Genomic DNA, 23512 nt, shown 5'->3' on the forward strand with positions numbered 1-23512 from the left:
CTAAATCGATTTAACAAACAAATATTTCAGAGATATTATTTTTATAATGTTTTTGAAAATTCAGACGAATGAGTAAGTCCGTTACGTCAATAATTAAAAACGGACGTATCTCGCATAAAGGAAAGTGGAAAAGTAGTTTTTGAAAGGATCAGTTTTTTTAAGTATCCGGTATCAACCTTACTGAGTAACCCTTTTTGCTTGCTTTTAGCTATATGCTCATACAATAAGCGACCGGTGAAGACTTCTCCGGGGTGTATCCCATCTAACATATAAATATCTGAAAGACCGATATCTTTTGGAGTAGTAAAGTTGATCACATCAAACCCATTATCGGCCAAACTGCTTTGTATGGCTAAATAATCGTTAAAGAAAGCATTGAATTGTTTGTTAGTGGCAAAGTAAGAGTAGAAATCGTCTGATATTGGCGGTATAAATACGGTTACTTCAGTGCCACTTTGCTTTAAAAGCTTAAGATCATTCAGCAACCTTTTTAACAGCGCCTGGTCTATTTCATAAGGTTCGGTAAAGATGTAATCTTTATCGTCAAGCAACTTCTTGTAATTACCCGGATCTCTGAATACCGGGTCTTTAATAAACTTTGCTATATCTCCGGCATAATGCATACTTCCGTCTCTTCTAAACCCTGTTCCCCTTTCGCCAAGATAACCAAAGCCAAGATGCCGGTTTGGTAACCCGTCGTCTGTTTTTTTGCTTAACTGTGATTTGATGAATAATTGCGATGCCATTGCATGGTATTTTGGATAAGATACTTCATCGCAATGCGGGTTCAAAATTTCGTTATCCGGATTAACGTATAAGGTCTTTTTAATTAAAGAGACATCAAGGCCCAGGATGATCAACTTTGGTTTATGTAATTTTCCGGTTTTGATGTTGTGGAATAAACTTTCTAAATCATTCATATTATTTATGGAAAATCCCATATTATAAAATGAAGATTCGAACGGATGAAACATGACATCTCTAAATTGAAGTACCGTTGACTGGCCAATAATTAGTATATCAGCATTTTTCTTTTGAGCCATCTTCAGCTTATAAAGCGACGGCGAATTATTGAAGAAAGACCGAAAATAATAGGTTTCTCGAGTACTTTTGAGCTGCCCTTCTACCACCTTGTCGACCCCAACGGTTTCCTTATCCACAAAAAAATAATATTCACAAATAAGTGTGTAGCATATAAGTGGGCTTGTGTACAACAAAAATGTAAATGCAAATCTTTTCATTAAAAGTGGAAATAGATGAAAGTTTGATCCACAAATATTCCGAACAACAGAATAAGAAAGGCAACCAGATAATATAAGCCTATGCGTACAGGTTTGCTAAAGCTCGCCACATTAAATTGAAAGTCATTTTGCTGTTGAAACCACTCCCATGCTAAAAAAATAATTAGCAATGGAGTTAACTTTAACAAAAAAAGCGGCGGTTCACCGATGTTAAGGCCAAACAACCTTCTGATATAATTGATGGCCGATGTAACGTCTGGCGATCTGAAAAAAACGGTTGTTACCGAACCCAAAAGGAACAATAAAAAAATAGAAACACCTGATAAGGCGGGTTGCTGTCTTATATGTAAAAGTTTTCTTCTTAATCCTGTATTACGTTTGGATATAATGTGAGGGATAAAGTATAAACCATTTAACAACCCAAATACTATGAAAGTCCAGTTTGGCCCATGCCAAAACCCAATTAGCATTAGCAGCACCAAGGTGCAAAATATGCGCCATAGGGTGCTGCTTCTATTTTTGTACAACATAGGCATGTATACATAGTCGCGAAACCAGGCCGTTAGCGTCATGTTCCACCGGGACCAAGCCTCGCGGGGTGTTTTGGAAAAAAACGGCGTACGAAAGTTAGGACTCAATTTTATCCCTAAAAGTTTACCTGTTCCTATAGCTATATCTGAGTATCCCGAAAAATCGCAGTATATCTGGATGTAAAAAAAGATACCGCCTAAAAGCAGTTCAGCGGAGGACAACGACCTATAATTTAAAAAAATGTAATTAACGTTAACGGCAAGTTTATCTGCAATAACCATTTTCTTAAAAAGCCCATATAATATCTGGCGCATTCCCTCTGCGGCCAATTCATAATTAAATATTCGTTTGCGTTCAAACTGCGGAATCAGATCATTACCCCGCTCAATTGGCCCGGCAAACATCTGGGGAAAAAAACTGGTAAAGTTTAAAAACACGATGACATTTTTGGTAGGTTTTAACTTACCGTGATATATATCAATGTTATAACCCATAGTTTGAAACGTAAAAAAACTTAATCCTATAGGCTGTATAATATTGAGTAAAAGCAGATCGGGTTTAAGGTGGAAGTAGCCGAGTAACTCTACCGAATTCTGTATAAAGAAATTGTAATACTTAAATATAAATAACAGCCCTAAGTTCATTACAATACTCAGGCTCAGAAAAAGCTTACGGTACTTTTTATTCTCATAGATGCTTAAGCCCAATAAAAGTCTGCATAAGAACAAAAGAATATCAGTAAAAGAAATTTAACGCTGAACCAACCATAGAAAAAGTAGTTAGCTGCCAGCAAAAAATATTTTGCTGGCTGTAACTCCTCAGTTTCCAATACGATATGAAAACCACCGGCAAGAAAAATAAATACTCAAAGGAGTTAAAGCTCACCGGTTAATCTTTAAGTTTTAAATAGTTTATGTTAAGCATAATTAGACGAATACAACTTTTTTCAATAAAACGTTTTAGCTATAAAAGTTGAGTATTTGCAATTGCTCGTTGATAATATCACTGCCGTAATTATTATGACGTTAATTGTTTAGGAAGATCTTCATAATCCTATTAAAGAGTATGGCACGCGAACACCCTTTACCTGGTAAAAGTTTGGGTCCATGTAACCGTTGTTTGTGCACACATTTGTGCTGCACGGACTTCCGGATCCGTTATAGTTAAGGCAATACGTTAACAACAACTCACCAAGGCCGTTGTTAAATTGAGGATGTATTGCCGGTGTATAATATTTGGCAACATAACCATTTATCCTATCCTCAATTGTGAACACCTTTTTAGGCGCAGTAAAAGGGCCGAATGGCGTATTTGATGTTGATACATAGATGTTGTGCTGGCTTGGGTTACAGAAGTAACCTATATCCATCTGCATCATTACATATTTGCCGTTCACGTAAGAAATTGCGGTGTTCGCCATCACGTAATCAGTTGTGGCAGTTGTAATTTTTGCTTCTGTAGCTGTGGTTGGTGTAGATTGCCAGCTTTTACCATTCCAGAAGGTCCAGGTCTGCGGGTCAGTTTCGGCAAAACGCGCCACAAAAAGGTATTTTACAACAAATACGCCAATGCTGCCGTAGGTATACACATAACCATCTCCGGGCCTCATCATTCCTTCGGTGTAAGTGATAGGCCCATTCATACCTGCCGGTGTAGTACGAACTGGATTTGGCCAGTTGTTACCAGCTGTTTCAGTAAAATCGTACAATGCCGTTGTAGATGAACCACCAACTGTAGCTTCAAAACAATACATATAAACATGCCCGTTCAACTCAACGCCAACGCCGGGCCAACTGTAAGAAGAATTATGCTCGCCCGGGCTTGGTACAACTTCATATTTGTAGGGCGATGCTGTTGTTATCAAATTGTTGGTTAGCTTATTGTCCCAGCTATGGTTTGCGGGTTGCAACAGCATCGAGTTATGGATATCGAAGATCTGATTACAATTGAAAAGGCCTACCTGATTTAACAGCCTGTCGCTGTAAGTATCTTCTGCAACCCACAATGTACGGCCATCTGCAAGAGGTATACTATTACCCTGGTCAAAAGCTACCGACCCCGAAGTGCGATGAAAGAAGTTGACCACAGCATCATCACGATAAGCCATATCGGGGATTTTGATAACCGACCACATTTGAGATGATTTTTCGGCATACGTTTCCAAAGTGATCAAACCTGTTGTCTGATCAACAGTGGGCGATAAACCACAAGCTTTATTGATCGCCCTGTAACTGTTTTCCCCGGTACTTGAGATCTGCCATATCTGGTCATCATTTGAGTCGTCAGACTGTTGCTGTAGTTGGTAACCGTTATCAACCTTAACAGCTTGCAAAAATTTACCGCTACCAAGGTTCATGATCTTAAAATATCCGTCCGTTACGTTAATTACCCTCCATTGCTGGTGTGCAGCTTCATTATAGGCGCTAAGATCAACATTGCCTCCATTAGCTAACGACAGGTCGGCTATCTCCGCTGTTTGGCCAGATGTAACACTCATGATCTCATAAGTACCAAATGTAACGTTTGGACCAACGCTTAATACTTTGCCCTTGGGGCCGGCTTCTTTATTTAAGCTGTATTTAGCAACGGTGGAAGAAGATACGGCCACCGCGCTTGTATTTTTCTTACAACCCTGATTTAATAGTAAAGCAAAGCTTACCACGCATAGTAAAAAGTTCCTCATAATATAGTTTTGATAATTGAAATCTATCTAAATCAAAAAGTATGAAAGCGCATAAGCACTTCAGCCGGTTAACTTCTTACTTGTTTGTTCACCGGTAATAATTGGCATATCAATATTAAGCTAAATCGATTTAACAACCAAATATATTTTTATATTTATTACAATAACCTTTCTCGGATTTTACCCTCGCTAAATCGATAAATTGAACAAGGAAGCGGATATAGAAATTATGCAGGTGCCATAATTGGTTTACCCGCACCTGTAAGTACGCCAATCTGATCGGCTGTAAGTTTCGTTAAGAAATTACTTACTAATGGAAAGCTATTTCACCTTCACCCATTTTGCAATGGTATATCTGTTGGTTTGATAATTTCCCTTGCGGTTTACCAGGCCTTTCCCATTTTGATATGATAAAGTGATATTATTATATTGTCCCTTATTATAATTAAAGGTAATGCCATCATCTTCAAAAAGGCTTGTTGAGGCTTTATCCCCATAAACATAACAGGTTAACTCAAACCGGCTTTGCGGCGCCACATACTCGAGCGGCTTGGCCAGTGGCAAAATGGTTCCTTCTTTAATAAAAATGGGTAGCTCCGTCAGCCCTGTACTTATAGTATAGGTTTCGCCTCCTTCCATCTTTTTACCTGTGTTAAAATCATACCAGTTGCCTTTTGGCAGGTATACTTTGCGCTCGTCAGCCTTTTCTGTTAGCGGTGCCGCAAGTATTCCGCTGCCTATCATATACTCATCTGATATATTGTATACTTTCTCGTCGGTGGGGTAATCCATAACCAGCGCCCTAAAAGGTGGTATGCCTTTGTAATGATATTCGGCGAAGGCATTATAAAGGTAAGGCAGCAAACTCATCCGGAAATCGAGCAGTTGGCGAACGTCAGCCTCAACCTTGTTGGCATCCGCCATAAGTTCATTGCGATTATTTTTTTCTTTGTTGATCTGCAGCCAGGGTGGATTTTGCAGGTACCATGAATTATAAAGCGCCTGTGCCGATAGTACCGCTGTTTGGCTGCGTCGCATCAGATCTTTAACGGTGTTTGATTCCCTTACCTCCGGAGACCAGATCATCCCGGCAAAACCTGAGTTGGTGATCATCCTTATATATTCGTCATGATCATAAGTGTCACTGTAAATAGCAGCCGGGTAAGATGAAGCAAACGTACTTGATGCCCTTACATCTAAATTTGTTCTAATATTATTACGCTTATAAACATTGTAAATGGCTTTTTGGTACAACAAACCAAATAGCTGGTGCATTTGCTCTCCATCAATACCAGACGGGAAACGGCTAAGCTCCGGGAAACTCCATGTTGCGTTACCGTAACTTAAGTTAGAGTTATCACACTCATCCATTTTAAAGCCTGAGATACCCTGTTTAATAAAAGTATTCTCATGATAATCCGCGAAAAGTTTGCTTGCGGCTTTGTCGGCAAAGTCGGGCACCAAACCATTCCATACCAGATAATTACCGGATCTGTTTTTCAATGGTGTATACAAAGGTGATGCAGCATTAACAAATGCATGCTCCCACAAATTAATGTGATAACCCTGCAACGTCATGCTGTCTATCAAGTTTTGAGGGTTTGGGAAAAAATCTTTATTCCATACATAGGAGCAAGAATAAGCGGTGGTTTGCCAGCGGGGCTCTAAGCCCAGCACATCTACCGGTATATGATGCTGACGAAAATAAGCTGCAGTTTTCTTAACATCAGCCTGCTTAAAATCGGCTTTTACGCGATATTTTACGCCTAAACCCCAAATGGCCGGTATTGCTCCGCCACCAGAAAACAAATTATAGCGTTGCATAGCGCTAAGCAGATCGGGTCCCTCAAATACATATATCTCCACACCTTTTGCTCCGGGAATATCTGCGGCAACCATACCGCCCGAGCCACCTTTATTAGCATAAAGGTCTTCAACGGAGTTGCCACCATTAGTTTGACGGGCAGTTATAACAGCTCCGGTATTTTTTGATGTGGTGCCGCAGTAAAAGGTTGTATAACGCGACGTATTGATAAGTATGCCATAACCCTTATTAGATAAGTATAGCGTTGTTGGTCCGTGTGTATAGCCCAGATCATTTAAGGGGTTATCATTAACTATTGGCTTTTTGCGTAAACCGCGCTGGTTAAACGAACCTATCTGCAAGCCAAAACCATAGAGCTGCTCATCACCATCTAAAGGCACTTCAACAACAACACCGCGATCATTGATGGTTGCAACTATATTGTTAATATCAAAAGGTAGCTTTCCTGCAGGTAATTGCTGCATAGCGTTCACTTTCGGTTTTTCCTCACAAAAGCTATAGGGGTTAAATTTATCAGGCTGGCCAACACTTATTTTCTTAACCCCGGGCGCTACCTCTGTTACCTGCATTTTTTGGCCAATGGCGGGCTCTTGTAATAAACAAGTTAATAGTAACAATGCAAGTAGCCTTGGGTAAGTAAATATCATGTTGGTCATAATTTAAGTTTGGCGCTAAAATATCGATTTAGCATTCAATAAAACAAGATTATATTTATATAGTTGGACTTTTAAATCAGTGTGATCCCTTTAGGATCACTTAAAGATCAATTTAGTTAACAAAGTGCGATTTCGACATAAACTTAACTTATTGATAATCAAATTGAATTTCTAAAGACTATAAAAATCATTTTGCTAAATCGATTTTATAAGCTAATTTGCTTCAAATTGTTATCCTATGTTTAAATCACTTTACGTTTTCATTTTGTTTTCAATCTGCGCTATTAATGCCTTTGCGCAAAACAGCAGTGCATTAAAATGGAAACTATTTCCGCAAGATGAGCATAATTACACTGGGCAGCAAGTATCATCTATTGGGTTTTCTGCTCCCAACTGGATCGATGGCGTAGTGCCGGGCACTGTTTTTTATGCATACGTAAAGGCCGGAAAAGAAGCAAACCCCGATTTTGCCGACAATATATACAAGGTTGATAAAGCAAAGTACAACAGGCCGTACTGGTACCGCGCAGAATTTAGCGTAAAGCCTGAGGGTAATAGAACCTGGCTAAACTTTAATGGCGTACACAAACGTGCTGAGGTTTATTTTAATGGCAAACACATAGGTACAATACAAGGTATTGTGCAACGCGGCAGGTATGATGTAACCGATCTTTTAAATAGCGGCAAAGCAAACGCAGTTGCGGTATTGATCATCCCGCCCGATGCCAGTTTTGGTTTGGCAAATCGCCAGGCGCCCACTTATCTAAGCAGCGGCAGCTGGGATTGGATGCCTGCAGTGCCGGGCTTAAATAGCGGCATTACCGATACGGTTGCCCTTACTACCACAGGCCCTGTTATAATAGAAGATGCGCAGGTGAAAACCAAACTCATCAATAATAAACTTGCGGATCTTAATGTAAATGCATGGATAAAAAACAGCACCGATAAACCTGTAAGCGGCAAGCTTAATGTAACCATACAACCCGGAAATATCGTACTTAATAGTGCAATGGTTACCATTGCGCCTAACGCAAGCCAAACCGTAAATTTTGATGAAAACGCTTATGACCAACTAAGGATCAAAAACCCGCTTTTATGGTGGCCAAACGGATATGGTAAACAAGATCTTTATACATGCAAGGTTAGTTTTAGCCAGGATAACAAAAGCCTATCTGATATCCACACCCAGCGTTTTGGTATCAGAAAGGTATCGGCAGATACAACCAGTGTTAACGGCCGGTTAAGGGTTTACGTAAATAACGTGCCTATACTGCTTAAGGGCGGCAACTGGGGCATGAGTGATTACATGCTTAAGGTACGTGGAAAGGATTATGAACCGCGCATTCGCATGCACAAAGAGATGAATTTCAATATCATCCGCAACTGGACGGGTGAAGTAACCGATGAGGCTTTTTATCAATATTGCGATAAATACGGCATCATGGTTTGGGACGATTTCTGGCTCAACAACTTTGGCCCTATCGATAGCATTAACAACTTTAAGGTAAACGCTATAGAGAAGGTAAAAAAATACCGTCAACATCCATCAATAATCATATGGTGTGGCGCCAACGAAGGACTGCCTGGCGGCGATACTACGGGTGCCTTAAGCATGGCCATTAAAAATGCCATAAGGGATAATGATGAAGGCCAGCGACTGTATATAGCTCGTTCAAATGCGGGTACAACCAACCCAAATTTCTCTATCCACGGCGGTAGCCGCAATTTATCGGGTAGTGGTAACTGGAGCAATTCCGACCCAAAGGTGTATTTTACTGATCCGCATAACGGCTATCTCTTTTCCAAAGGTTCATGGGGCATGCGAAGCGAACTGGGTACAGCAACCTTTGTGAATATTGAAAGCTTTAAAAAGTTTATGCCCAAAGATTACTGGGTACCTCCTACACCGCAAACTGTTGATAGTAAGGATAACATGTGGGCCAAGCACTACTTTAGCACCAATGGCGATCTGGGCGGGGGCGCTGCCCCGGCAAAATATGTTGCAGACGTCAATCGCAGTTACGGGCAGGCCACATCAATTGAGGAATTTTGTAAAAAATCCCAGATGCTTAACCTGGAAACAATGAAAGCCATGTTTGAAGGCTGGAATGACCATATGTGGAACGACGCAACAGGTATGCTGATATGGATGAGTCAATCGGCCTATCCATCTATGATATGGCAAACTTATGATTATTACTACGACCTTACAGGAGCTTACTTTGGCGCTAAAGTGGCTTGCGAACCGGTACACATCCAATGGAATGCTGCAACAAATTCTGTTAAAGTAATCAACAATAGAGCCTATGCCATAAACAAACTTACGGCCAACGCAGAAGTATACGGCCTGGATGGAAAACTCATTCCGGGGTATTCAACCACAAAAATGGTTAATGTGCCTATGTCATCAGCAACTGAAGCATTTAGTGCTTTTACAGGCAAGGACACTACTGCCTTACCCGAGATCTATTTCATGAAGCTGAAACTTACAGACAACGCCGGGAAATTGGTATCAGAGAACTTTTATTGGATAGGTAAAAAACACCTTGATTATCGCGCATTTGACAAGATGGCTAAAGTTGGATCTTTGCTTGATATTAGTAAAGGTTTGGTAAGCGGCGCCGAAAATAAGGATAACAAGTTGATCACCTATGTGGTAACAAATAAGTCTAAAAACAGCGCTGCGTACGGTGTAAGAGCCCAGTTGTTAAATACCAAAGGCCAACAGATCTTACCTGCCTTAATAAGCAACAGCTATTTTAGCTTAATGCAGGGAGAAAGCAGAAAAATACAAATAGAAGTCGACGCTAAACAACTGGCTAACGGCTACAAACTTGATGTTAAAGCTTACAATAATTAGGCAGCTTGGGAGTTTTAATGAAATGTTATGCAAGGTTTTACAGATATAATCATCAGGATATTCAGCGTTACAGCTATCCGCTATTTTGTAATTGCGGGCGTACCTTTTCTTATATTTTACGTATTCTTCAAGGGCCGTTTTGAGCGATCGAGGATACAGAAAAAAAGGGCAGCTGATGTTAAAGACTTTCTGCGCGAAATACTGCACTCGATGCAAACTACCGCAGTTTTTACTATCATAGCCTTGGTACTGTTGTTTACACCGCTTCGTGATCATACCCTTATCTATAGCAAAGTAACTGATTATCCAACCTGGTGGATCCCGGTGAGCCTGGTAATAAGTCTCATTATCCATGATACTTATTTTTATTGGATGCACCGCTTACTTCACCACCCGGTTTTGTTTAAATACACGCACCTGGTACACCATAAATCTGTAACACCTTCGCCGTGGGCTTCGTATTCTTTCCATTTTTTTGAAGCCTGGACAGAGGGTTTTGTACTGGTTGTATTAGCATTTACGCTGCCTATGCACCCCATCACAATAGGGTTATTTACGGTGGTGGGCTTTATCATCAATGTTTATGGGCACCTGGGCTTCGAGATAGCCCCTAAACGATTAAGGAACTCAATGTGGTTCAATATCATCAATACTTCAACCTATCACAACTTACACCATAGCAAGTTTAGAGGCAATTATAGCCTGTATTTCAGACATTGGGATAAGCTGATGAAAACCGAAAATCCGGATTACGAAAAGGAATACGACAAGATACAGGCCCGCCGGTTTGGAGCGGACGAAGCTATTCACCAACAGCCTTTGAATGCTGCAGAGACGATTCGCGAATATTCAGGTTAGTCGACAGGGTTATTTTTTGAGTGGTAGGGCTGGCATTAGCATCCAGTTTCTTGAGCATTAAACTTATCACATGATCGGCCAGGGCCTCTATAGGCTGTGCAATAGCACTAACAGGCGGCGAATGCAATTTAAATACGTCATAATCATCAAATGATACTACGGCAACATCTTCAGGCACTTTTAAACCCAGCTGCCTGATTACCTTAAGGCCGCAGGTACCAATATGATCCGTACCAAAAAGAATGGCATCGATGCCCGTGTTCTTCTTCAAAAATGCCATTAATGGCTCAGTGATCAGTGCTTCATTCCTGTTAAAGTCTATTTCTTTAAGCAAAGGTTTTAGCTTGGCATCTTTAAGCGCACTTTTGTAACCGGTAACGCGATCCATCATTTGGCTTTGCGCTGATGAAAAGGTTATTAAAGCAATATTACGATAACCCTGCTGCACTAAGTGCTGGGTAGCATTGTACATGCTAAACGCATTATCAACTATTACATGATCTGTATCAATATCCTGCAAATAGCGGTCAAACATCACCACCGGCTGCCCACTGCCAAGCAACTCTTTCACATCCTCCTCAATGCCCTCGGGTGGCGATATGATGTAGCCGTCTACATGCCGGTCCCTAAACATGCTGATCAGCTCGCGGGTGCGCTCGGTATCATTATCGGTACTGCAATAAATTATACGATAACCATTTTCGTACGCCCTGTTTTCTATCAGGCGGGCAATACTGGCAAAAAACGGGTTTGATATATCCTCAACCATCAGCCCGATGATGTTTGATTTACCGGTACGAAGGCTTTTTGCAAGCGAGTTAGGCTTGTAACCTACCTCTTTAACCAATTTTTGTACGCGCTCTACCAACTCCTCACTAATCCGTTTCTCCTGTGCCCTTCCGTTAAGAATAAATGACACTGTTGTTTTTGAAATATTAAGTGTATTGGCAATATCAACGATAGATACTTTTTTACTCATACTAAACCGATTTATGATGCAATGTAAATTTTATTTTCGGGTTACAAAAATAATGAGACAGCGGGCCGGGATTATGAAGTTTTTCTGACCCTATGATAAGTGATTGCAAAAGCGAAGATAACCAGGTAACAAATTATTGGAAGCAAGTATGCGGTAGCTACATTTTTATTGGCTATAAGGCCCATTAACGGAGGGAACAACGCCCCTCCTACAATACCCATAACAATAAATGAGGCCCCCTGCTGTGTATGCCGGCCCAGGTCTTTTAAACCCAGGCTAAAGATCGTAGGGAACATGATGCTGAAGAAAAAGTTGATCATGATCAATGCGCCAAAGGACACCCAACCCATTTGTTGTGATACGACGATGCACATTACTATATTGCAAGCAGCAAATATAGCAAGTAATTTACTTGGCCTGATGTAACCCATCAGATACGTGCCGACAAACCGGCCAACCATCATCATAAATATACTAAAGGCGAAGTAATTAGCTGCGCTTGCATCGCTTAAGTGCATTACTTCGTGGCCGTAATTAATAAAATAGGCCCAGGTGCCTCCTTGCGCAGCAACGTTAAACAACTGGGCAATAACGGCAAACACGAAATGCTTATGCTGAAAAAGCTTTTTGGCGGGATCAAGACTATCTACCACCGCCATAGTATCGGTAGCAACGATGTGCGGGTCGGTTAGATTTTTGGGCACCTTAACAAATACAAACGATAAGCCTACCAATGTGATCACCAGGCCGATACCAATGTATAGATATTTGACGGCCACTAAATCATTAGTGTGCCCGGCTTCTGCGCGCAAAATAAAATAACTCCCTATAAGCGGGCCTATAACCCCACCTACCCCATTAAATGCTTGTGCAAAGTTAAGGCGCCTGTCGCTGGTGCGCTGGTCACCAAGCGATGCAATAAAAGGATGCGCAACCGCCTCTAAGGTTGCCAGGCCGCACGCAAGGATAAAAAGAGCGACTCTGAAAAACGTGAAGGACTGCGCATCAGCTGCAGGAACAAAAAGGAATGCCCCGCAGGCGTAAAGAAACAACCCAAGCAAAACACCTGGTTTATATCCAAAATGTTTCATGAACAGGCCCGCCGGTATACCCATTACGCCATATGCCCCAAAGATGGATAGCTGCACCAAACCCGAGCGGGATTTAGAAATGTGTAACACATTTTGAAAATGCTTATTCAACACATCGCCCATGGTCATGGCTACTCCCCACAGCAGGAACAATGAAGTTACAAACGCAAGTATGATATAATACCGTTTCTCGGTAAAGCGAGGTATAGCTTCCATTGCGGTTTCAAATAATTGGGTATACAATTATAACATTATGCCGCATGGTTAACAAGCTTGTACAGGTATTAAACTACTTTAAATGGCGATTATTTTTGGTTTACCGAAACTGAAAACGGCTTGTCAGCTTCAGCTAATCCTCTTTTATAAGCAGGTTTAGCACCCATTTTAAACACCATTTTCCCGCCTTTCACAATATCGGCGTGGCTTAACCAATTATGGGTATAAACTTTACCATTTAGCGTTGCCGACTGTATGTAAACATTTTCATGTTGGTTATCATCTGCCTGTATCACAAATTTCTTACCGTTCTCAAGCGTCAGCGTTACCTTCGGAAAAACCGGGCTGCCTATCACATATTGATCTGTACCGGGGCAAACGCTGTAAATGCCCAAAGCACTTAATACATACCAGGATGACATCTGTCCCTGGTCCTCATCTCCCGGATAGCCGTTTTCGGTTGCATTGTAAAGCTTGTCAGTTACTTTGCGTGCATAATATTGCGATTTCCAGGGTTCACCTGCATAATTATACAGGTAGATCATGTGCTGTATCGGCTGGTTACCGTGAGCATATTGACCCATCTTTATCAGCGCCATCTCAGTCATTTCGTGTATCACAGATCCATATTCGCCGGGCACAATGGTAGATGGTTGCGAGAATACTGAATCTATTTTTGCAGTAAAGTTTTTATTTCCGCCCATCAAGTTGATCAGGCCATTTATATCGTGAAAAACAGACCATTCCCAATGCCAGGCGTTACCCTCAGTGTAAGGGCCACCCCAGGCAAGCGGATCAAACGGCTCAACCCATTTGCCTTTATCATCCTTAGCTCGCATAAAACGTGTGCCTGGGTCGTACAGGGTTTTGTAGTTATACATGTTTTTGCCAAAGGCATCCATATAAGTTTTGTTACCCACTGATTTTGCAAGCGTGTACCCGCAAAAATCGTCATAGGCATATTCTAAAGACTGAGCAGTTGCCCCTAAAGTTTGCTGTGAGTAAGGAATGTATCCATTTTCGTTATAGAATTGTGCATGGCCGCGCCCATTAGCCCCTCCCCATGGCCCTTTATTGTTTGCCTCATGCGAATAGGCTTGCAGCGCTTTTTGAGGGTCGAAAGTGCGGATGCCTTTAACCCAGCCATCGGCCAGTAAAGATATGGCATGGTTACCCAGCATCCCTCCGGTTTCTGACGGGAAGGACCAGGCCGGAAACCAACCGCATTGTTCCTGGGCAGCCAGCAGTGCCTGCATGTACTCGCCTTCCATTTTAGGGTGCAGGATGGTATTAAGGGGGAACTGTGCCCTGAAAGTGTCCCAAAAACCGTTATCGGTATACATGTAACCGTCATGTATCTTGCCATCATAAGGACTAAAATAATACGGCTTGCCTTGTTCATTCAATTCAAAAAAGCGATGCGAGAACAGGTTGGCGTGGTAAAGGCAAGAGTAAAAGGTTGCACGCTGGGCTTCGGTACCGCCCTCCACCAAAACCCGGTGAAAGAGTTTGTTCCAAATTTTATTGGATGCGGCACGGGTGGCATCAAAAGTTTTAAAGCCACCTAACTCTTTGTTCAGGTTAAGGTGCGCCTGATCCGGACTTATGTAAGATGAGGCTATCTTAGCCTCAACAACTGTACCGGGTGCAAACTCAATGTATGCGCCACGGCCTTCGCCTTCATCTGTTTTATTGTTAGCTTTTATAGTGCCCTTTTTATTTTCCCATGTACCATAGCTTTTGATCGGCTGGCTAAAAACGATCTCAAAATAGTTTTTGAAGTTAGCGGGTGCCCAACGGCAATTGTTTACCCAGCCAACGATCTTATTTTCTTCGGGAATGATCTTAATAGCGCTTTCTTTAGTATAACCATCCAATACCAGGTGGGCGGCACCCTGTGCAGGAAAGCTGAAACGCAGGTGTGCACCACGCTCTGTTGTGGTCATCTCGGTGGTTATACCGTTATCAAGTTTTACCTTGTAGTAATCGGGTTGCGCTACTTCATTGCTGTGTGAAAATGTTGCTGCACGGTCTTCATCAGTTACAACTAACTTCCCGGTTACCGGCATAAGCGAAAACACGGCATAATCATTTACCCAGGAACTGCACTGGTGCGATTGCTGAAAACCGCGAATTTTGTTCTCAAAGTATTGATATTTCCATCCGTCGCCGTTTTTGCCTGTTTGAGGTGTCCAGGTGTTCATGGCGAACGGAACACTGGTTGCAGGATAGGTGTTACCGTATGATAACTCGTATTTGCTGTTAGTCCCCTGGCGGGTATTAGCGTAATGTACCAGATCTGAGGTTTGGGCCGCTACCGTTTGGGCTGCCAATGTTAACGTTACAGATAAGCCGAGGATCGTATGTCGATTAAATAACATGTTGAAGCTTTAGAAAAGATAATATCCGGGGCCCATCACCCCGGAAACTTATCCTCATTTTATATTAACCAATTAAAAAGTACGCAATTTTAGAATGTTACCTGCACACCAAGGTTTGCTATACGCTGATTTGGGTAAACATCACCGGCAGAGCTGGTGGCCACCTCAGGGTCTTGCTGATACTTGTTGTAGTTACGCCAGGTAAAAAGGTTGTACGCGCTGATATAAAGACGTGCATATTTAAAGTGGAAAGGCAATAACCTGCTTGGAAATTGATATCCCACATCCACGCTTTTTAAACGTATATAATGTGCATTTATCAACCAGTAATCTGATAAATAGTTACTTGGGCTGCTAACAGATAAAGGATCAGTTGTTAAGCTCGGGAACTGTGCCGTAGCTGCAGTTGACGGTGTATAACGCTCCTGGTGAATGGGTTGAAACTGACTTTTAAACGGCTCAACACCGGTACCTACAACAGCAAAGCTGTACCCAAAAGCACCTTGCAATAAAGCGTTAATGCTAAAACCTTTATACGCTATACCCAGGTTTAAACCTACGTTAGTGTTAGGCACGTTAGGGTTCCCGATAGGCCCCTGGTCAAACTTGTCTATCTTCCCGTCGCCGTTGGCATCCAGATATTTTAGGTCACCCTCTTGTATGCGTGCACCGTTACCAGGGGTTGCCGGCTTATCCTGCGCTGGCACATTCGGATCGTTTATTTTTGCAACATCCGCAGCTGTGTAATAACCTATAAATTTATAACCAAATATCTGCCCGATAGGCCGGCCTGTCTGGCGTAGTCTTTCGTAGGCCGGTTGCGCCTCGCGCATCTCCAATATCTTATTTTTTGCGTACGAGAATACTAAGCTGGCGTTATACTGTAGCTGACCAACCCTGTCCTGGTAGGTAATTTGTGCTTCAAAACCACGATTTAACGATTTACCCGCATTTACAGCCGGCACACCAACACCAAGTACATTTGGTATGTCGCCAGGTATGATCAATTGGTTATAACGTATGTTTCTAAAGTACTCTAATGTTACAGCCAACTTGCTGTGAAACATATTGGTTTCAATTGCAAGGTTGAACTCCTTTTGAGATTCCCAGGAAACATTGGGGTTAGCTAAAGTGCCTTCGTAGTTACTGCCGGTTGGGTTATTGTTTGTACCAAAGTTGTAACCACCACCATTTTGATAAAATTGAGAGTAAATATACCTTGAGCCGCCGATGGCATCTGAGCCTACAATACCGTATGAACCACGTAGTTTTAGATATTGTATAAAACTCACATTTCTTTTAAAGTAATCTTCATTACCAATGTTATAACCAAAAGATACAGCCGGGAAAAACCCGTAGCGCTGCCCTGATGCAAAACGGTCGCTACCGTTTACTGCCCCGTTAAAATCAATCAGGTACGTTTCTTTATAACCGTAGCCCACTTTTAAAGACTGACCACGGAATTTTGCCGGGGCATCTGCCTGGTTATTATCCTGGTATTGGTTATACAATAACAAACCGCTTACACGATGCGCTCCATCAAAAACGCGATCGTAAGTAGCAAATGCCTGTAAATTAACCCTGGTAACATAGGCATCTGTAGCTCCTTCGAGGTTATAATCAGATAATACGTATTTGCCGCGCGGGTCAAGCGTGTAACTGCCGTTATTGGGGTTATAATGATAACTCGGCGGGTTAAAGGTCTCAGCGCCGGAGTTATTATAACGATATAACTTTTTGGTGTACTGCTCAATGCTCGAGTATGCCAAACGGCCGGTCACGGTTAATCCCGGTGTCAGGTCATCCAGTTTTTCTGAGACATCAAATAACGAGTTAAAATCGGTACGTGTGCTTCTGTCATAACCGCCATTAGCAAGCCTCGCATTAATGGTACTTAATTGAGAAGGTGTATTTACCCATGAGTTGCTGTTAAATTGCGAATAATTAAAAGCATAACTGCCGTTGGGGTTTAGGAAAGGCGCAGAAAACGGCGTCACCTTCCTAAAATCATATATCTCACTTAAAATATTAGAAGTGTGCGGCTGATTAATGATACCAAACCTTGCACTAAGATCAAGCCTGATAGAAAGGTTTTTATTTGCCTTCATATCCAGGTTTGAACGGAAATTGTAACGTTTATAATCGTAGTTACTGTTTATTTGATTTAAGGGATCAGAAAAGTCTCTTAACAGACCATTCTGGCTTAACATACCGCCTGTAATAAAATACTTAACATTGTTTGTACCACCCTGCAGATCAAGGTTAGTGTTCTGTTGATAAGTATAATTTTTTAAGATGGCTTTGTACCAGTTAACATCAGGGTGGCCGTAAGGATCTGTCTTATTTTTAAAGGCTGCAAGATCAGCATCTGTAAACGAAAGAATGCCATTTGAAATACCATAGGCTTTGTTGTAGTTCGATTCAGCCTCGTTCATTAATACCGCCGTTTGGTACGCATCCAGGAAATTTGGGATTTTTGTTGGCGATTGCACACCAGACTCGATCCTTAAATTAACAGCCGGTGGGCCTGTTTTACCGCGGCGTGTGGTGATAACCAATACACCATTTGCTCCTTTAACACCATAAATAGCAGTAGTTGCGGCATCCTTCAATATAGTAATGGTTTCAATTTCGTTAACGTTGATCTGCTGCAACTGGTCTGCCTGGTATTCTACGTCGTCTACAATAATGAGTGGCGTATTAGATCCGTTAATAGAGCTTAGACCGCGGATGTAAAATGAAGCTGCATCTCTACCCGGTTGCCCCGAAGTTTGTTGCGAGAAAAAACCCGGTAACCTGCCCGATAATGTATTCTGTACGTTTGCTGTAGGCACTGTGCGGACCTCCGAGGCATTTATCTGGCTTACAGAACCGGTAGAGGTTATACGCTTTTTGGGCTGATAGGCCATAACTACCACCTCATCCATATCAAGGCTGTTGGCTTGCAAGATAACATCGATAACGCTTTGGACGCCGATTTTAACTTCCTGCGGCGAAAAGCCAACGTACTTAAATACAAGCACGTTTGACGTGCCCCTAAGCCGTATGGCAAACTTACCGTTTGAGGTAACCACCGTTACGTTTGCAGGTACACCCTTTTCATAAACCGTAGCCCCCGGCAAAACACCCGTGGCATCTTTTACGGTACCGGTAATTAGCCTGCCCTGGGCAAAAAGCACAACGGGCAAAAGCAGCAGTATAAAGTTTAACAGTATAATTTTTTTCATGATAAGTTCTTGATTCTGATCATTTGGTTAGGGGTTGATTACCATCCCGGGTTTTGTTTCAGATTTGGGTTTTTAAGCGTTTCATCATACGGAATGGGGTAGAAATACATTGACGGGGCCTTAAACTTAGGTGTAAGTACCGTACCGTACGCATAATTGAAACCCGCTGCCGTGTTGGTTATAGTTACACCCCTTACAGGCTGGTTCATTATAGTTTCGGCAATTTTCCAGCGGCGGATATCAAAGAAACGGTTCTCTTCAAAAGCCATTTCCAGGCGTCGTTCGTGCCTTATCACATCACGCATCTGATCTTTAGTTAAACCTGCCGGCAGCTGGTAAGGATTTAACCCTGCGCGTTGTCTTATCTTCTCCACCGCAGCGTATACCGAAGCATCCGGCGCACCTAAAACCTCGTTTTGAGCTTCGGCATAGGATAAAAGGATATCAGCATATCTAAAGATCATCCAATCTTCAGGGGCGCTTGCATAGTTACTGGCGTTTTCATACAAAGCCATAAACTTGCGCATGTAATAACCTGTAGCTGTTTGCTGTGTACCAACGTTAGGCTTTCCCGGGGCACCTTCATAAGTCAATACCGAAGAACCCAACCATCTTGCTCCGTTAAAAAACACAGTATAGCCCAAGCGCGGATCTCGGCCTGCATAAGGGTTGGCTGGATCATAACCGGACGCTGCATCTGTAATAGCTAAGCCGTTGGCCATAGGGAAGGCATCTACCAGATTTTGTGATGGACTTGTTTTGCCCTGCCCCAGCGGACTTGTATTGAAGCCCAATGGGCCGTTATTACTTTCAACCGTGTTGGTGAGCCCATTCGGCCTCTGAAAAATAACCTCGGTATTTGTTGGGACCTGTGTGATAAAGGCATTCCTGAAATCAGCAACCAGCGAATATGCGTTCAGGTCCATCACAGCTTTTGCTGCTGCTGCTGCCTTTTGCCAACGGGTTGCATCGTAAGAAGCGTAGCCTGTAAGCGCATTTGAACCATCAATGTTGCCACCGTTGTAGAGCGGGCTGGCGGCATAAAGCAAAACCTTTGCTTTAAGCGCCAGGGCCGCACCATTTGTTACACGTTGTGAATAGGCCGCAGGTTGTGCAAGCGGTGCTGTAAATAAAGTGTCTTTAATGGCGTCACACTCATTTACTATATAATTTACGCATTCTTCAAAAGAGCTTCTTGGTAAAGAGACGTTATCTTCTAATGTAAAAACTTTGTCACCAACGATTGGGACACCGCCGTAACGTTTAAGCAAATTGAAATAAGTTAATGCTCTAATGAACCTTGCTTCACATCTCCAGGCAAACTTCATTGATATGCCGGCCCTTAGCTGGTCCTTAACCGGAACAATGCCGATATTTGTTATAAAGATGTTTGCCTGCCTTATGGCCTTGTAACTATCTCCCCAAATATTATCACCCGGGAAAAAATTAGTAGCGTTATAAGAGGCGGTGGCCATATTATAAACATCGGCAGTCGCATTATTAACTGATGATACCGCATCATCACTGGCCGCATCAAGATAATCTGAATTTGCAACGCGGTTATGCCCCGGTTTAATGGTTGCATAAACGCTGTTTAAATAAGCATACGCGTTTGTACCAAGCGAATCGTCTTTATCAAAAACAAAACCTATAGTACGCTGCTCGGCAGGGACCGGCTCATACTTTTTGCAGGCTGCCATCACTGTTATAGCCATAACAGCTGCTGATATTTTAATAGATACTCTCATGTTATTAGCTGTTTACAGTTTTACACTTACACCTGCGTTTAATACTCGTTGAATTGGATAAACCGCCCCGTTTACCTCCGGGTCGATCCCTTTATAGCCTGATACCGTTAACAGGTTCTCTCCGTTTACAAAGAACCTGAGGTTAGATACATTAAATTTAGAAGTGATGCTATGCGGAAGGGTATATCCAATTTCGGCGTTTTTAAGCCTGATATAATTACCTGAATGAATGTAATAGGTAGACATAGCAGAATTATTAGCATTGAAACCGGCGCTTAGGCGTGGAGATGTTGCTGTTGCAGCTGTCTCCGGTGTCCATCTGTTAAGTATCGAGTTGTAAGCCTGCCCGTAAGGCAAGGTTCCAAAAAGTCCCTTTCCATTAAAGCCCTGTGTTATGTCGCCTTGCGTAAAGGCTATCTGCCTGTTGGTAACGCCTTGTAATAAAACACTTACGTTAAAGCCCTTGTAATTAAACCCAAAGTTTAAACCGTAATAAACAAGCGGTTTTAAGCCCCCTATCGCAGATACATCGTATTGGTCTATCACGCCGTCACCATTAAGGTCTTTATATTTGATATCTCCGGCTTGGGGTTTGTAGCCACCTGCTGTTATGGTTGGGCTGGTATTTGCCTCCTGTTGTGTCTGGAAAAAGCCCAGAGCAGTATAGCCATAAATAGCCGTAATTGGCTTGCCCGTACGTACCATCCATGGGTAAGCTTGTTTAAGTTCGTCAAAATACACCTGCTTGGCCGACGATATGCTTGCATTACCCGTAACAAAATAATTGAAATCGCCCACATGGCTTTGATGAGTAATAGTCAACTCGCCGCCAGTCATCCGGTTTATACCTAAATTTTCTGCCGGATAATTTGACCCGAGCAATAAATTACTTGCTCCCCTTGAGCGTAGCAGATCATAATATTTGTTGTTGTAATAATCAGCGGTAATGGCTAACGTATTGTTAAACAAAGTTATATCAGTACCGATGTTAATTTTTTGTGCTCGCTCCGGGTTGATATTAGGATTAATAACACCGTTTACTTCTCCGTAACCGCCGCCGTTATTGTAAGCGGTACCTTGTGGGTACCCCCCACCGCTTCCGGAATCATAAGTGCTTCTGTAAGAATAATATCCGGTGATATCTACATTCGCATTACCTGTGTTACCATATGAGGCGCGCCATTTCCAAGAGTTTATCCATGATAAATTGTCTTTAATAAAGCTTTCGCGGCCCATTTGCCAGCCTATACCACCGGCGTAGTACCAGCCAAAACGATGGCCTGGTGCATACCTGTCATCACCACTATTATTTACGGTACCTGTGATGTAGTATTTATTATCATAGTTGTATGAAAGCTGCAATGCCCTATTCTGAAAAAACCTTGGAAGGTCATATGTAAGAACAACAGACCTAAAATCATAGAACAGCATGGCGTTCACATTATTTTTGCCAAAGCTGTTGTCGTAATTAATGGCTCCCTGGGCATAAGCGTATCTTGAGTTTGATACGTTATTAAAACCGTTGCTTTGAGTACGCGGGTTGCCATACGCTGTATAGCTGCTATCTGCAGGCTGAAATTGATAAACAGCATTTTGTAAGCTTCTGTCGATATAGTTCTGCGAGTTAATAGCAAAGTTCCCTTTTCCGCGCAGTGATAAACCTTTTAACGTATTTCCCATATCATACTTAAGGTTTACGTTGGCCAATATGTCGTGATTTTGCGTGTTGGTATAGCCAGAATATTGGCTTAGCGCCAATAAGTTATTACTGAAGTAGTCAATATTGCGACCACCAAAAGTTCCGTTCGGATTATATATAGGGTAAGCGTTATTTGGCGTGCCGTATAAGCGATCAAGCAGATTCGCAAAAATGCCGCCTCCCTGGCCCGGATATGTGATGGTTTGCGTACGGCCAAAAAGCTGCAGATCTATGTCGAAGTTTTTTGCCGCTGTTATGCTTACATCAGAATTTAAGATGTAGCGGCTTAAGTTGGTATTGGTATTAAACGATAATGAAGGATCCGTTTTTAATATACCTTCCTGGTTAAAGTAGCTCAATGATACAGAATAGCGCGCAACGCTGCTACCACCGGTAATATTTAGCTTATAGTTGCGCATAGGCGCATTTTTACGAAGTAGCGTATTAAACCAGTTAACATCCGGGTGGCCGACAGGGTCTGTATGGTTACGGTAGGCATCAAAGTCGCTTGTGCTGTAAAGCGGAACTTTACCATCATTTTGCAGGGCCTCATTAATCAAATAAGCGTACTGATACGCAGGGATAGGTGTAGGCAACCCAAGGGACTGCTGAATACCATACTGGCCGGTAAAAGAGATCACGGTACGCCCCTGCTGTGCTTTTTTTGTGGTTACGAGTAGTACTGCGTTTGAGCTGTTAACACCGAGCAAAATAGTTGACAGGCCATCCTTTAATACAGAAACTGATTCGATGGTTTCCGGATCAATGGATGATAGCTCTCTCTGCACACCATCAATAATTGTTATAGGGGCTTGTGCACCATTAAAAGTATTTACTGCACCGCGTACCTGAAGATCAAACTGGCCGTTGTTGTCATCGCTTTTAATATTATGCTGGCCAACGTAGTTGAAAAGAAATGCCGAATTTGTTGGCGATGTTGCCTGCGGATTTGGAAAGCCGCTATTTTGCTTGGTATATAGGCCCGCAAGCTGTCCCGGTAAGGCGTATGTATAAAGTGAAGCGGGCGTGGTTGTAAGTTGGTTGGTGTAAACAGTAGATACGGCAGCAAGGTTATCATCCATATTTACCGTGTTATATAACACGTCTAACTTGGTTGGTTGCTTCAGAAACTGATCTGACAACTGTACTGCAATACTGTCTTTGTTACCAACTTTAAATTGGGCAACATTAAACCCGGCTTTTTTGAATCTCAGTTTTGCACCTTTTTGTGCGTTAATGGTAAAAAATCCTTTACTATCGGTACTAACGGTGTCTTTAGTATTTACAACCATTATCGTTACGCCCTTTAAAGGCACGTTGTATTGGTTAGCAACCACACCGCGGATGGTACGCGTATTCTGTGCATGTGCTACTACTGCCATGCAGGTGATAACAGTAAGCAAAATACTTTTTATACAATATTTAAATCGCATCAGATAAGGGTTTAAAGCTACTTTTGGGCATAAGCCAGGCTAAGCAGCTGAATTTTTTGCTTTAATTTTTGATGTATTACAGGC

General features: G+C 42.2%; 12 protein-coding genes. 2 read left to right on the plus strand and 10 right to left on the minus strand.

Annotation, left to right across the window (positions count from 1 at the left end):
- Positions 1–86 precede the first annotated feature (86 nt).
- The 4 genes from INP83_RS19640 to INP83_RS19655 form a co-directional block, all read right to left on the minus strand.
- On the minus strand, positions 87–1241 hold the full coding sequence (locus INP83_RS19640; protein ID WP_219125599.1) for a D-alanyl-lipoteichoic acid biosynthesis protein DltD: 1155 nt from the start codon (positions 1239–1241) through the stop codon (positions 87–89).
- Complete coding sequence (locus INP83_RS19645) at positions 1241–2416, minus strand: MBOAT family protein (RefSeq protein ID WP_219125600.1); 1176 nt, start codon at positions 2414–2416, stop codon at positions 1241–1243. Before INP83_RS19645 ends, INP83_RS19640 begins: the two co-directional genes overlap by 1 nt.
- Positions 2417–2817: 401 nt before the next feature.
- Entirely contained in the window at positions 2818–4455 is a 1638-nt protein-coding gene (locus tag INP83_RS19650; RefSeq protein ID WP_219125601.1) for an RICIN domain-containing protein, read from the minus strand.
- Positions 4456–4776: 321 nt separating this feature from the next.
- Complete coding sequence (locus INP83_RS19655; protein ID WP_219125602.1) at positions 4777–6936, minus strand: TIM-barrel domain-containing protein; 2160 nt, start codon at positions 6934–6936, stop codon at positions 4777–4779.
- A gap of 238 nt (positions 6937–7174) precedes the next feature.
- On the opposite strand from INP83_RS19655, the gene INP83_RS19660 reads away from it, so the two are divergent.
- Positions 7175–9796 carry a sugar-binding domain-containing protein gene (locus tag INP83_RS19660; protein ID WP_219125603.1) on the plus strand — a complete coding sequence of 874 codons (2622 nt, stop codon included), beginning with the start codon at positions 7175–7177 and terminating at the stop codon, positions 9794–9796.
- A gap of 27 nt (positions 9797–9823) precedes the next feature.
- Positions 9824–10654: a sterol desaturase family protein gene (locus INP83_RS19665; RefSeq protein ID WP_219125604.1), complete on the plus strand. Its 831-nt coding sequence runs from the start codon at positions 9824–9826 to the stop codon at positions 10652–10654.
- Here INP83_RS19665 and INP83_RS19670 read toward each other — a convergent pair.
- The 6 genes from INP83_RS19670 to INP83_RS19695 form a co-directional block, all read right to left on the minus strand.
- Positions 10599–11633, minus strand: a complete 1035-nt coding sequence (locus INP83_RS19670) for a LacI family DNA-binding transcriptional regulator (protein ID WP_219125605.1) — start codon at positions 11631–11633, stop codon at positions 10599–10601. The two genes, INP83_RS19665 and INP83_RS19670, sit on opposite strands and share 56 nt — an antisense overlap.
- A 71-nt stretch (positions 11634–11704) precedes the next feature.
- Positions 11705–12940 carry an L-fucose:H+ symporter permease gene (gene fucP, locus INP83_RS19675; protein WP_219125606.1) on the minus strand — a complete coding sequence of 412 codons (1236 nt, stop codon included), beginning with the start codon at positions 12938–12940 and terminating at the stop codon, positions 11705–11707.
- 89 nt (positions 12941–13029) lie between these two features.
- Positions 13030–15321 carry a GH92 family glycosyl hydrolase gene (locus INP83_RS19680; protein WP_219125607.1) on the minus strand — a complete coding sequence of 764 codons (2292 nt, stop codon included), beginning with the start codon at positions 15319–15321 and terminating at the stop codon, positions 13030–13032.
- 89 nt (positions 15322–15410) lie between these two features.
- Complete coding sequence (locus INP83_RS19685) at positions 15411–18548, minus strand: TonB-dependent receptor (RefSeq protein ID WP_255563200.1); 3138 nt, start codon at positions 18546–18548, stop codon at positions 15411–15413.
- Positions 18549–18586: 38 nt separating this feature from the next.
- Positions 18587–20296 carry a RagB/SusD family nutrient uptake outer membrane protein gene (locus tag INP83_RS19690; protein WP_219125608.1) on the minus strand — a complete coding sequence of 570 codons (1710 nt, stop codon included), beginning with the start codon at positions 20294–20296 and terminating at the stop codon, positions 18587–18589.
- A gap of 12 nt (positions 20297–20308) precedes the next feature.
- Positions 20309–23377: a SusC/RagA family TonB-linked outer membrane protein gene (locus INP83_RS19695; protein ID WP_219125609.1), complete on the minus strand. Its 3069-nt coding sequence runs from the start codon at positions 23375–23377 to the stop codon at positions 20309–20311.
- Positions 23378–23512 lie beyond the last annotated feature (135 nt).

Source organism: Mucilaginibacter sp. 21P (assembly GCF_019331605.1).
Lineage (GTDB): Bacteria > Bacteroidota > Bacteroidia > Sphingobacteriales > Sphingobacteriaceae > Mucilaginibacter > Mucilaginibacter achroorhodeus.

What these genes read in the sequence shown, in the direction of transcription:
- INP83_RS19640 (WP_219125599.1), bottom strand. Translation starts at nt 1,241, where the DNA reads ATGAAAAGATTTGCATTTACATTTTTGTTGTACACAAGCCCACTTATA.
- INP83_RS19645 (WP_219125600.1), bottom strand. Translation starts at nt 2,416, where the DNA reads ATGAACTTAGGGCTGTTATTTATATTTAAGTATTACAATTTCTTTATA.
- INP83_RS19650 (WP_219125601.1), bottom strand. Translation starts at nt 4,455, where the DNA reads ATGAGGAACTTTTTACTATGCGTGGTAAGCTTTGCTTTACTATTAAAT.
- INP83_RS19655 (WP_219125602.1), bottom strand. Translation starts at nt 6,936, where the DNA reads ATGACCAACATGATATTTACTTACCCAAGGCTACTTGCATTGTTACTA.
- INP83_RS19660 (WP_219125603.1), top strand. Translation starts at nt 7,175, where the DNA reads ATGTTTAAATCACTTTACGTTTTCATTTTGTTTTCAATCTGCGCTATT.
- INP83_RS19665 (WP_219125604.1), top strand. Translation starts at nt 9,824, where the DNA reads ATGCAAGGTTTTACAGATATAATCATCAGGATATTCAGCGTTACAGCT.
- INP83_RS19670 (WP_219125605.1), bottom strand. Translation starts at nt 11,633, where the DNA reads ATGAGTAAAAAAGTATCTATCGTTGATATTGCCAATACACTTAATATT.
- fucP (WP_219125606.1), bottom strand. Translation starts at nt 12,940, where the DNA reads ATGGAAGCTATACCTCGCTTTACCGAGAAACGGTATTATATCATACTT.
- INP83_RS19680 (WP_219125607.1), bottom strand. Translation starts at nt 15,321, where the DNA reads ATGTTATTTAATCGACATACGATCCTCGGCTTATCTGTAACGTTAACA.
- INP83_RS19685 (WP_255563200.1), bottom strand. Translation starts at nt 18,548, where the DNA reads ATGAAAAAAATTATACTGTTAAACTTTATACTGCTGCTTTTGCCCGTT.
- INP83_RS19690 (WP_219125608.1), bottom strand. Translation starts at nt 20,296, where the DNA reads ATGAGAGTATCTATTAAAATATCAGCAGCTGTTATGGCTATAACAGTG.
- INP83_RS19695 (WP_219125609.1), bottom strand. Translation starts at nt 23,377, where the DNA reads ATGGCAGTAGTAGCACATGCACAGAATACGCGTACCATCCGCGGTGTG.